The sequence below is a fragment of the Microbacterium sp. KR10-403 genome (assembly GCF_040196215.1).
In the GTDB taxonomy this organism is placed as follows: Bacteria; Actinomycetota; Actinomycetes; order Actinomycetales; family Microbacteriaceae; genus Microbacterium.
Genome location: NZ_JBEGDC010000004.1, coordinates 197,499 through 208,687 on the forward strand (window position 1 = coordinate 197,499; position 11,189 = coordinate 208,687).

Here is an 11,189-nt window from a genome sequence, read left to right on the forward strand (position 1 = left end):
CTCAGACCTCTTCGCGCGCTTCCCGCCCGGCCGCGAAACGGCTGAGCGCCCCCGTTGCGGCGAGCGCCCGCACGAGCAGCCAACCGACGAGCCCCGCCAGCAGCGCTCCCGAGACGACCAGCGTGCCGAGATAGATGAGATTGAACTCCACCGTCTTGAGGATGTTGGGCGAGCTGCCGTAGAACAGCTCGAAGATCCAGGATCCGAGCGCGGAGACGACGCCGGCCAGCATCGCGACCGGCAGGGTGAACCGGCGGTAGAGGAACAGCAGGAAGACCAGCTCGGCGCCGAGCCCCTGTGCGATGCCCTCCAGCACCGTCGAGACGCCCCAGACGTTGCCGATCAGCATCGAGACGACCGCGGCCACCACTTCGACCAGCAGGGCGGCGCCCGGCTTGCGGATGACCAGCCCACCCACGACACCGCCGATCAGCCAGATGCCGACGGCGATGCCGCCGAACCCGGGGGTGAGCGCGTCGGCGGCTTCGAACCATGCGTAGCCGATCGTGTTCCAGGCCCAGAAGACCAGGCCGATCGCGACGCCGAGGACGGCGGCGACGACGATGTCGACGACGCGCCAGTTCAGACGACCAGTGGATGCCGCGGCCTTCGGCCCTGCGGACGTGGTTGTGTGCATTGAAGCTCCCTTCCTGCGCTGGCATGACCCAGATCAGGTTCGACGGTCGAAGCGTTGGCGCTTCCTCTCAGCCCGGCACACCGGACTCCCGTGGTTATGCCGACAACTATAGCGGCGCCACGGCGACTCGGCCTCGCCGATGACAGGCCGCTCGTGCATCACCGGTTCAAAGACCCGTCGGGTATTTTGGGCTGGTGAACACCACCGACCCGCCGACCGACGAGCCGGCGGCGTCGTCCACCGCAGACAGCGCGTCGGCGCTCGGCTGGTGGGATGCCGCATCCCTCACCGCCCCCACGCGGTCGCTGCCCCTCGACGTGACCTCGACGGCTCAGCCCGCGTCGGTCGACCTGCTCGCCGAGCGGCCGCGTCGCTCTCCCCTGCGCCCCGGCGTGCTGGTGCCCATCGGGATCGTCGTGGCGATCGTGCTCGCGTACTGCGTCTCGATGGCGGTGTGGCCGCTGACGGCCGTCGCCCCGACGGTGGCGAAGGCCGACCTGCAGCAGGTCACGGCAAAGGCCGCCGCACTGACGTGGCCGAAGAGCGGGGCCGCGGGAGTCGGCGTCGAGGGCTTGGGCAAGCCGACCGCCTCGACCGCCGACCAGAGCTCGATCGCGAGCATCACGAAGGTCGTGACGGCGCTCATGGTGCTCGACGAGAGTCCGGTCACCAAGAAGGACCAGGGCCAGGAGTTCGCGTTCACCTACAACGACATGCTCGAGTACTGGCAGTACCGGGCCCGCGGCGAGTCGGCGCTCGACGTACCGGTGGGCGCGTCGCTGACCGAGTACCAGGTGCTGCAGGGCATGCTGATCGGCTCGGCGAACAACTACGCCGCACGCCTTGGCGCCACCTGGTGGGGATCGGACGCGACCTTCGCCAGCGCCGCGAACGCGTGGCTGCACGCACGGGGCATCTCCGGCATCACGATCGCGGACCCCACCGGTTTCGACGCGGGCAACACCGCGACGCCGACGGCCCTCATCGACGTGGCCGAACTGGCGATGGACGACCCGGTCATCGCCGGGATCGTCAAGACGAAGAAGCTCACGCTGCCCGGCGCGGGCTCGGTGGAGAACACCAACGAGCTGCTCGCCGACAAGGGCGTCGTGGGGCTGAAGACCGGCAGCCTCGACGGCTACAACCTGCTCGCGGTCAAAGACGTCGAGATCGACGGCATCACCGTGCGGACGTACTCGGCTGTGCTCAACCAGCCGACCGACAAGAAGCGCTGGTCGGTGTCGCGCGATCTGCTCGCCCAGGTGCAGAAGCAGCTGAAGGCGTCGCCGTCGGTCACCGCCGGCACGACGGTGGGCACCGTGCACACGCGCTGGGGTGAGACCGTGCCGATCACGACCGCGAAGGACGCGGTCGTCGTCCTGTGGAACGGTGCCGCGGCGAAGGTGACGGCCGATCTCGATCTCGGTGACTGGGCGGCGGGTGCCAAGGCGGGCACGCTGACGGCGAGCGGTCCGCTGAACTCGTCGACGGTGTCGGTGACGCTGGACTCGGAGCTGACCGGGCCCAGCCTGGGGTGGCGGCTGACCCACCCGCTCGACCTGCTCGGCATCGGCTGACGCGCGGCGGCGGCGTCAGAACCCGGCGGCGTCAGAACTTCCAGATGAGCGGCACGTAGACCACGGCCATCAGAAGGTAGATGAGTGCCAGCGGCAGGCCGAGCCGCCAGTAGTCGCCGAACCGGTACCCGCCGGGCTGCATCACCATGAGGTTCACGGGGGTCGCGATCGGGGTGAAGAACGCGGCGGCGCCGATGACCGTCAGGCCCATCATGAAGGGCTGGATGCTGACATCCAGCGTCTGCGACACCGACACCGCGATCGGCACCAGGATCAGCACCGTCGCCAGGTTCGAGATGAACTGACCGAGGATCAGGGCCACGACGCACAGCACGAGCAGCGCCAGGACGGGCGAGGCGCCGCCGGTCATGGTCAGGACGACGTTCGAGACGACATCCGCCGCCCCCGTCGAGACGAATGCGTCGGAGAGCGGGAACATCCCCGCGATGAGGATCACCGTGGTCCACGAGATCGAGTGGTAGACCTGCGCCAGGGTCAGCACGCGGGTGACGATGAGCGCGCCGGCGGCCAGAAGGCCGGCGACCGCCGGCGGCACGACGCCGGTGGCCAGCAGCACGACCATCAGGGCGAGGACGACCAGCGCCCGCTTCGCGCCGCGCCCGAGCGGCACGGCCCGCCGCAGCGTCTGCGGCTGGGTGACCGCGATGACGTCGGGCGAGCGCACATAGCGCTCCAGCGCCGCCCACGGCCCCTGCACGAGCACCGAGTCGCCGGCCTGGAGCGTGAGCTCGCCGCTGTGGGTGTGGGTGGCGTCCACGTCGCTTCCACCGCGGCGCAGGCCCAGGATCACGAGGTCTTCCTCACGCGTGGTCATGCCCGCATAGATCGTGCGGCCGACGAGCCGCGACCGCGGCGCGATCATGACCTCCGCGGCGCCCTCCCGGGCGCTGAAGAGCTGACCGGTCTCCGCCGTGACCGCGTAGCTCTCGCGCAGGCGCTGGGCGGCCCGGCTCGTGTCGGGCACGTCCAGGTGCTCGGGCTCGCGCCGGGGCAGCAGTCGCTCGCCGAACACCGTGGTGAAGACCACAGTGAGCACGACGAGCGGGATGCCCACCAGGGCGAACTCGAAGAAACCGAATGTCCGCCCGCCGGCGTTCACCGCGGCATCCGACACCACCACGTTCACGGGCGTGCCGGTCAGGGTCAGCAAAGACCCCGCGCTCGCGGCGAACGCGAGCGGGATGAGCAGCTTCGAGGGCACGATCCCGGCGCGCACGGCGACGGCCACGACCACCGGCAGCAGCGCGGCAACGGCGCCGTTGATGCTGATGAACGCGGACATCACCGCCGCGATGATCATGACGGCGATGAGCAGGATGCCGCGGCGTGTGCCGACGCGGCCGATCACCCGCTGACCCACCCAGGCCGTGACCCCGGTCGCGTCGAGTGACTCGCTGACGACGAACAGCGTCGCGATGAACACGACCGTCGGGTCGCCGAAGCCCGACAGCGCTTCGGGAAGGGTGAGCACGCCGGTGGCCCAGAGCGCGAGCGCGACGCCCAGCGCCACCACCGGCAGCGCGATCTTCCCGCTCACGAACGCGATCACGGCCAGTCCGAGGATGACGAACGTCGCGATCACGGGGTCCACGCGGCGAGCCTACTCGTGCGGTGTGTCGCCGCGGGGAGGACGGGCCGCCCGCGCCCGCTACGCGAAGCGCAGGGTCTGATTCAGGCGCGTGCGCACGTCGAAGATCTCGTTGCCGCCAATCTCGGGCGCGCCGGGGATCCCCTGGCGCAGCACGTTCGCCAGCGAGCTGCGCGCGACCAGCGCGGTGCGCACGCCGCGCACCTTTCCGAGCTGCTCCACCGGCTGGACGAGGTCGTCGTCGGGTAGCACGACGATCGCCCCGCCGAAGCGGACGTGCGCCGCGCGCGCGATCGTGCGCATGCCCGCGATCAGGTCGGCGATCGGGGTCCCGGCCACGGTGTCGCCCACCAGCTCGCCCCGCCGCGTGCGCACCGGCCCGCCGAGGTCTTCGGACAGGATCCCGTACAGTCCGCTCGGCGCGAGCACGACGTGATCGACCTTCTCGTCGGGATGCCGCCCGGCCGCCACATCGTGCCAGACGGTGTATCCCATGCCGAGATCCGCGACGATGCGCGCGGTGGCCTCTTCGGCGAGCGCATCGGCCAGCAGCCGCCGGATCTCGACCGGCGCCGTCCGGACGAGCGCCGGATCGTACGGGTCGGGCAGGTCGACGCCCCGCCCCGCCCACTCGCGGATCAGCGTGAGGAACTGCTCGCGCCGGCGTCCGCCAGGCTGCCCGCTCGACCGCGCGCGCGGCCGGGTGTCGGCGCGGGCCGCGGGGGCGTGCCATCCGCTCCAGTCCGCGGCGGTGGGAGCCGCCGCGCCGAACCCGTGCCCGCGGTCATAGGCCGCGCGGGCCTCCGGGGTGCCGACAAGCTCCCACGCGCGTTGCACCTGGATGAACAGCGCCGCGTCTCCCCCGGTGTCGGGGTGCGTCTGGCGCAGCCGCAGACGATATGCCTTGCGGAGCACGTCGTCATCGGCCGCCGGCTCGACGCCGAGCACCTCGTACGCCGAGGCCGAGAGGGGGCTGTCGAACACGTCAGGCCCAGAGCGGCAGCGCGGGCACCGACGCGAACGCCGCCTCGACCGTGGCCGGGTCGACGTCGGCGAGCGACGCCGGGTTCCAGTGCGGATCGCGGGTCTTGTCGACCAGCTGCGCGCGGATCCCCTCGATGAGATCGGGCTGCGTGTGCGCGAACCACATGACCAGGCCGTACTCCTGCGCGAGGTCGGCCCGCAGGCCGGGCAGTTCGCGCGCACGACGGATCGCCTCGAACGTCACCGTCATGCCGGTGGGCGCGAGCTCGCCCATGAGGTCGAGTGCGGTGGATGCTGCGGGCTCGGCATATGTGCGCAGGCGCTCGACGACCTCCACCAGGGTGTCGGCCGAGAACGTCTCATCGACCCAGGCGCGGGCGGCTTCCAGCCGCGAGGCACCCGGCGCGACCGCGAACTCCCGCACGGTCGCGGCGGGGTCTCCGCCGCCGGCGAGCGCCGCCCGCAGCGCGTCGAGCCGATCGCTGGGCACGAGGTGGTCGGCGAACCCGGCGTAGACGGCGTCTGCGGCATCCAGCGTCGTCCCCGTCACGCCGAGATACTCGCCGAGATGCCCCGGGGCGCGACCCAGCAGCCACGTGCCGCCCACGTCGGGGGTGAAGCCGATGCGGGTCTCGGGCATCGCGAGCTTCGAGCGCTCGGTGACCACGCGAAGGGCCGCATGCGAGGCGAGGCCGATGCCGCCGCCCATGGTGATGCCGTCGGCGAGCGTCACGATCGGCTTCGGATACTCGGCCAGGCGCGCGTTCAGCCGGTACTCGGCCAGGAAGAACGCCGCCGTGTCCGCGGGGCGTCCGGCGACGATCTCATCGTGCAGGCTGCGCACGTCGCCGCCCGCGCACAGTCCGCGGTCCCCGGCGCCGTCGAGCACCACGACGGTGACGGTCGAGTCGGCCTCCCACGCATCGAGCGCCTCGTCGATGAGGCCGATCATCGCGAGGTCGAGGGCGTTGATCGCGCGCGGGCGATTGAGGGTCAGTCGGCCCACGGCGCCTTCGACGCGGGCGAGGACGGTGGGCTCAGGGGTATCGGGCGACTCTGACACGTTCGCCAGGTTACCCGGGCGATGTGGGCGACACCTGCACAGGGGGGAGGACAGAATCGTGACTTTCCGCCAAGATAGGGAGGACGATTGCCCATGCGACGAGAGGTTCGGCATGCCCGAAGGTCAGGTGCTCGAGTTCGCAGGACTGTCCAAGCGCTTCGGGTCGGTGCTCGCCGTCGACGGCCTCACCGCACGTGTCGAACCCGGATCGGTGACCGGATTCCTCGGGCCGAACGGGGCAGGCAAGACCACCACGCTGCGCATGCTGCTGGGGCTCGTCCGCCCGAGCTCGGGGCAGGCGACCATCGGCGGCGTTCCGTACGCGAAGCTCGACCACCCCCTGCAGACGGTCGGCGCCGTGCTCGAGGCGTCGAGCTTCCATCCCGGGCGCACGGCGGCCAATCACCTGAAGGTGCTGGCCCAGGCGTCCGGCCTGCCGACCGCGCGCGTCGATCAGGCGCTGGGCACGGTCGGGCTCGCGGACGTCGCGGGCCGCAAGGTGGGCGGATACTCGCTCGGCATGCGCCAGCGCCTGGGACTGGCCGCGGCCCTCCTGGGCGATCCGGGGGTGCTCGTCCTCGACGAGCCGGTCAACGGGCTCGACCCCGAGGGCATCACCTGGATCCGCGGCCTGCTGCAGGAGCTCGCCCGCCAGGGACGCACCGTGCTGATGTCGTCGCATCTGCTCTCCGAGGTGCAGCAGACCGTCGACCGGCTGCTCATCATCTCGGGCGGCCGCCTCGTCTTCCAGGGCGGCATCGAAGACCTCGTCGACCCGACCGAGTACGCGACCGTCGTCGACGCCCCCGACCGCGCCGCGCTGACCGCCGCGCTCGAGAGCGCCGGCGTGCCCTACGAGGTGCTCCGCTCGGGGCTGACCGTGCGCGACCCCGACGTCGCCGCAGTCGGCCGTGTCGCCGCCGATGCCGGCGTCGCCCTGTCGCTGCTGCAGCGCCGCGGCCCTGCGCTCGAAGAGGTCTTCTTCGAGCTCGTCAACGGGCTGCGCGTGCACCCGTCCGCGCAGGGCGCCCCGCAGGAGGGGACGGATGCCGCGGCCGCCGAGGAATCCGCAGAGACGGAAGCGCCCGAGACCGAAGCACTTGCAGAGGCCGCGCCCGAGACCGAAGCGCCTGCAGAGGCGGCGCCCGAGACAGAAGTGCCTGCAGAGGCCGTGCCCGAGACAGAAGTGCCCGCAGAGGCGGCGGAACCACCCGCCGCGGAAGAAACCGAGGAACCCGCAGAGGCGGCAGAGGCGGAACAGACGCCCTCCCCCGAGGCAGAGACCGAGTCCGAGGCGGAGGCCGAGTCGCAGCCGTCATCCGACACGGAGCCCGAGCCCGAGGCACCCGGCCCCGAAGCGGCACCCGCACCCGCGGCGGAACCCGCGCCGCGCACCGCGTCGTTCGCGGTCGCGGCCACGGGCATCATCGACATCGTTCCCCCGGCCGAGACCGGGTCCGCGGCCGAGCAGGCGCCCGAGGCGGTCGCCGATTCGACGGAGCCCTCGGCCGACCGGAACGAGGTCGTGGCCGGTGAGCCCGAAGAGCTGCCACCCGATGACTGGCGCCACGAGGAGAAGACCCAGGCCGACCTCGACGCCGATGCCTTCTTCCACTCCTTCGACTCCTCGGAGACCCCCGATGCGTCGGGAACTCCTGACGCCGCCGATGCCGCCGACTCCGAGCCCGCCGCAGACGCCCCCGCCGAGGCAGAGGCCGAAGCAGAAGCAGAGCCCGCACCGGACGCAGCGACCGAACCGGACGCAGCGACCGAACCGGCGGCCGAGACCGAAGCCGCGGCCGAGCCCGGCGCCGACGCCGCCCCCGACGACGCCCCGCACGACGAGGACGCCGCGGATGCTGCATCCCGCCCCGAAGACGACGCGCACGACGGAGGTGACCGGCGATGAGCCTCTCTGCCGCCACACGTTCGGAGACCACGAAGCTGCTCACGACGGCGATGTGGTGGGTGCTCGCCATCGTGCTCGTGGCCTACATCGGCTTCACGGCCGCCGGGCTCGGGTTCGTGTTCGGCGCCGCGGCCGCGGGCGATCTGCCCGGCCAGTCGCATCAGGCGGGTCTGCCCACCGGCGACTCCGCCCCCGTGCTGTACAGCATCGCCGCGTCGATCGGGTATGTGTTCCCCCTCCTCATCGGCACGCTGATGGTGACGGCCGAGTTCCGCCACCACACGCTGACCCCCACGTTCCTGGCGACTCCACGACGCGGCAGCGTGCTGTGGGCCAAGGCTTTCGTCGGCATCGGCATCGGCGTCGTCTACGCGGTGATCGCGCTCATCGCGGCGGTCGGCCCCTCGGCGGGCTTCCTCGCCGGATTCGGACAGGACACCGGTCTCGACCAGTCCGACACCTGGGCGATGCTCGGTCGCATCGTCATCGCGTTCGCGCTCTGGGTGCTCGTGGGCCTCGGCGTGGGCGCCCTGGTGCGCAACCAGGTCGCCGCGGTGGTGATCGTCCTCGCGTTCACGCAGTTCGTCGAGCCGATCGCCCGCGTGGCGGGCGTGTTCGTCAACGGCCTGGACTCGATCCTGCGGTTCCTGCCCGGGGCCGCGAGCGACGCCCTGGTCGGCACCAGCATCTACACCGCCACGACCGGATCGACGAGCAGCGCCGAGCCGCTCGACTGGTGGGCCGGCGGCGTCGTGCTGCTCGCCTACGCGATCGTGCTGATCGTGCTCGGACATCTGACCAGCTGGCGGCGCGACGTCGACTGAGCGCCTCCCACCCCCCGTTCACGCATAGCCTTCCCATCGCGAAGGCATACGGATATCATCGGCGGACCACCCCTCGGCAGGAGGACCAACGATGAAGTTCTTCCAACGGCTCGGCCGCTCCATCATGCTCCCGGTGGCGGTGCTCCCCGTCGCCGCGATCCTCTCGGGCATCGGCTACTGGATCCAGAGCGCCGCCGGCGACAACATCGTCTCGACGTTCCTCGCAGCGGCGGGCGGCGCGCTGCTCAACAACATGGCGCTGCTGTTCGCGATCGGCATCTCGATCGGCATGGCGAAGAAGACCGACGGCACCTCGGCACTGGCGGGCCTCGTGTCATGGCTGGTCATCACCACGCTGCTCAAGCCCGATACCGTCGCCCTCTTCCAGGGCGTCGCGGTCGACAAGGTCAACGCGGCGTTCAGCAACGTCGAGAACGTGTTCGTCGGCATCCTCTGCGGTCTCATCGGCGCGTGGTGCTACGACCATTTCAAAGACACCAAGCTGCCCGACGCGCTGTCGTTCTTCTCCGGCAAGCGCTCGGTGGCCATCGTGACCGCCGGGGTGTCGCTGGTCGCCGCGGTCGTCCTGTTCTTCGTGTGGCCGTTCGTGTACGGCGGGCTCGTCGCCTTCGGCGAGTGGATCGTGACGCTGGGCCCGGTCGGCACCGGCATCTACGGATTCCTCAACCGCCTGCTCATCCCCGTCGGACTCCACCACGCCCTCAACTCGGTGTTCTGGTTCGACGTCGCGGGGATCAACGACCTCAACAACTTCCTGGCAGGGCAGGGCACCTTCGGCGAGACCGGTCAGTACATGACCGGCTTCTTCCCGGTGATGATGTTCGGCCTGCCCGGCGCCGCGCTGGCCATGTACATGACGGCCAAGACGAAGCGCAAGAAGATCGCCTACGGCATCCTGCTCTCCGGCGCCATCTCGTCGTTCTTCGTCGGCGTGACCGAGCCGCTCGAGTTCTCGTTCATGTTCCTGGCGCCGGTGCTGTATCTGATCCACGCGCTGTTCATGGGCATCTCGATGGCGATCAGCCAGATACTCCCGGTGAGGATGGGGTTCGGCTTCTCCGGCGGGTTCATCGACCTCGTGCTGGGCTGGGCGAACCCGATGGCGCAGAATCCATGGCTCATCCCGGTGATGGGCGTGTTCTGGTTCTTCATCTACTTCTTCGTCTTCTACTTCTTCATCAAGAGGTTCAACCTGAAGACCCCGGGGCGCGAAGACGACGACCTCGTCGACGACGAGGTCACGACGACCGGCTCGAAGGACGACGCATACCTCACCACCGCCGCCGGCTTCATCGAAGCACTGGGCGGGGCCGCCAACATCACGGACCTCGACAACTGCGCGACCCGGCTGCGGATGGAGATCGACGACGTCGCGAAGGTCGACGACAAGGCCCTCAAGCGCGCGGGCGCGGCCGGCACCATGAAGTCGGGCGGGCACTCCGTGCAGGTCGTCTACGGCTTGAACGTGCAGTTCGTGAAGGACGCCATGGAGCGCCTCATGTCGGGCGAGGTGAGCGCGCCCGAGCAGACCGCGACGGCCGCGGCATCCATCGCCGGCGACGAGAGCGGGGCCACGACGGTCTTGACCGAGGAGAAGACGGGGGATGCCGCGGCTCCCGCCGTCGTCGTGATGCGACAGCCGCTCGACGGCGAGGTCGTGCCGCTCAGCCGCGTGCCCGACGCGACGTTCGCGGAGGAGATCATGGGCCCGGGCCTGGCCGTGGTGCCCACCGGCGACACCGTGGTGGCCCCCGGCGACGGCGTGATCGGCGCGACCTTCGACACCTCGCACGCCATAGCGCTCACCCTCGACGACGGCGCCGAGGTGCTCATCCACGTCGGCATCGACACCGTCGAGATGAAGGGCGACGGCTTCGAGACCCTGGTCGACAAGGGCGCGCACGTGACCGAGGGCACGCCGATCCTGCGGTTCGACCGCAAGAAGATCATGGCCGCCGGCTTCGACCCCATCACGCCGGTCGTGGTGCTCAACAACGAGGACGCCAAGGTCGAGTTCCGCTGACCGGGCCCGGGCCGTCCGCCGACGCGGGCGGCTCGCTCACACGGTCGCGGGGCGACCGGACGCGGTGACTCAGGCGGTCGCGGGGCGCGGCTTCGCTCCCCGCTGCTTCTTCTTCGCAGGGGCCTCGGCGATGTCCACCACGTCGGCGAGCTCGTCGCCCGTGTCCATGCGCAGCGCGCGCACGAGCGCGAGCCCGTGGCGGGTCGTGACGATGACCCGTTGGAACTCCTCGTGCCCCTCGAGGTCGATCACGACGCTGGGACGACGCCGGCGGATGATGGCGAAGTCCTTGCCGCCGGCGGACTTCCAGGTGCCCATGGCGAACGCGGACGGGACGTACACCCCCGGGTCGGGCACGCCACGCAGCCACGTCCAGGCGTCATCGGTGAGCTGCACCTTGACGATCTGCGAGCGGTCCATGATGACGTTCTGCTTGCGCAGGCTCAGGGCGTGCTCGGTGACGGACAGCACGACCTCGAGCTGCGTCGAGTCGAGCATGAGGGTCACCATGACTTCCAGTGTGCCAGCGTCCTCGCGCACAT

General features: G+C 70.6%; 9 protein-coding genes and 1 riboswitch. Of the genes, 4 read left to right on the forward strand and 5 right to left on the reverse strand.

The window, feature by feature from the left end; genetic code table 11:
* Position 1: 1 nt before the first annotated feature.
* Positions 2-637 (reverse strand): ECF transporter S component, encoded by a 636-nt coding sequence (locus ABMQ42_RS10195; RefSeq protein ID WP_349722873.1) that lies wholly within the window; start codon positions 635-637, stop codon positions 2-4.
* Positions 631-739, reverse strand: a riboswitch (TPP riboswitch). (Overlaps the previous gene by 7 nt.)
* Before the next feature lie 92 nt (positions 740-831).
* Between ABMQ42_RS10195 and ABMQ42_RS10200 the strand changes: the two genes are divergently transcribed.
* Positions 832-2,214, forward strand: a complete 1,383-nt coding sequence (locus ABMQ42_RS10200; protein ID WP_349722874.1) for a D-alanyl-D-alanine carboxypeptidase family protein — start codon at positions 832-834, stop codon at positions 2,212-2,214.
* Between the two features lie 31 nt (positions 2,215-2,245).
* On the opposite strand, the gene ABMQ42_RS10205 is transcribed toward ABMQ42_RS10200, so the two are convergent.
* The 3 genes from ABMQ42_RS10205 to ABMQ42_RS10215 are packed head-to-tail and all read right to left on the reverse strand — an operon-like array spanning position 2,246 to position 5,870.
* On the reverse strand, positions 2,246-3,826 hold the full coding sequence (locus tag ABMQ42_RS10205) for an SLC13 family permease (RefSeq protein ID WP_349722875.1): 1,581 nt from the start codon (positions 3,824-3,826) through the stop codon (positions 2,246-2,248).
* A 57-nt stretch (positions 3,827-3,883) separates the two neighbouring features.
* Positions 3,884-4,807 (reverse strand): J domain-containing protein, encoded by a 924-nt coding sequence (locus ABMQ42_RS10210; protein WP_349722876.1) that lies wholly within the window; start codon positions 4,805-4,807, stop codon positions 3,884-3,886.
* A gap of 1 nt (position 4,808) precedes the next feature.
* Positions 4,809-5,870, reverse strand: a complete 1,062-nt coding sequence (locus tag ABMQ42_RS10215) for an enoyl-CoA hydratase/isomerase family protein (RefSeq protein ID WP_349722877.1) — start codon at positions 5,868-5,870, stop codon at positions 4,809-4,811.
* A gap of 112 nt (positions 5,871-5,982) precedes the next feature.
* Here ABMQ42_RS10215 and ABMQ42_RS10220 point away from each other — a divergent pair, with 112 nt between their 5' ends.
* From ABMQ42_RS10220 to nagE, 3 genes are all read left to right on the forward strand, one after another.
* On the forward strand, positions 5,983-7,779 hold the full coding sequence (locus tag ABMQ42_RS10220) for an ABC transporter ATP-binding protein (RefSeq protein ID WP_349722878.1): 1,797 nt from the start codon (positions 5,983-5,985) through the stop codon (positions 7,777-7,779).
* Positions 7,776-8,603 carry an ABC transporter permease gene (locus tag ABMQ42_RS10225; RefSeq protein WP_349722879.1) on the forward strand — a complete coding sequence of 276 codons (828 nt, stop codon included), beginning with the start codon at positions 7,776-7,778 and terminating at the stop codon, positions 8,601-8,603. Before ABMQ42_RS10220 ends, ABMQ42_RS10225 begins: the two co-directional genes overlap by 4 nt.
* A gap of 91 nt (positions 8,604-8,694) precedes the next feature.
* Positions 8,695-10,647: an N-acetylglucosamine-specific PTS transporter subunit IIBC gene (gene nagE, locus ABMQ42_RS10230; protein ID WP_349722880.1), complete on the forward strand. Its 1,953-nt coding sequence runs from the start codon at positions 8,695-8,697 to the stop codon at positions 10,645-10,647.
* Between the two features lie 69 nt (positions 10,648-10,716).
* On the opposite strand, the gene ABMQ42_RS10235 is transcribed toward nagE, so the two are convergent.
* Positions 10,717-11,157, reverse strand: coding sequence for a hypothetical protein (locus tag ABMQ42_RS10235; protein WP_349722881.1), 441 nt, complete (start codon positions 11,155-11,157; stop codon positions 10,717-10,719).
* Between the last annotated feature and the right edge of the window lie 32 nt (positions 11,158-11,189).

Coding starts and splice junctions, on each gene's coding strand:
- ABMQ42_RS10195 (WP_349722873.1), bottom strand. CDS start 637: ATGCACACAACCACGTCCGCAGGGCCGAAGGCCGCGGCATCCACTGGT.
- ABMQ42_RS10235 (WP_349722881.1), bottom strand. CDS start 11,157: ATGGTGACCCTCATGCTCGACTCGACGCAGCTCGAGGTCGTGCTGTCC.
- nagE (WP_349722880.1), top strand. CDS start 8,695: ATGAAGTTCTTCCAACGGCTCGGCCGCTCCATCATGCTCCCGGTGGCG.
- ABMQ42_RS10220 (WP_349722878.1), top strand. CDS start 5,983: ATGCCCGAAGGTCAGGTGCTCGAGTTCGCAGGACTGTCCAAGCGCTTC.
- ABMQ42_RS10225 (WP_349722879.1), top strand. CDS start 7,776: ATGAGCCTCTCTGCCGCCACACGTTCGGAGACCACGAAGCTGCTCACG.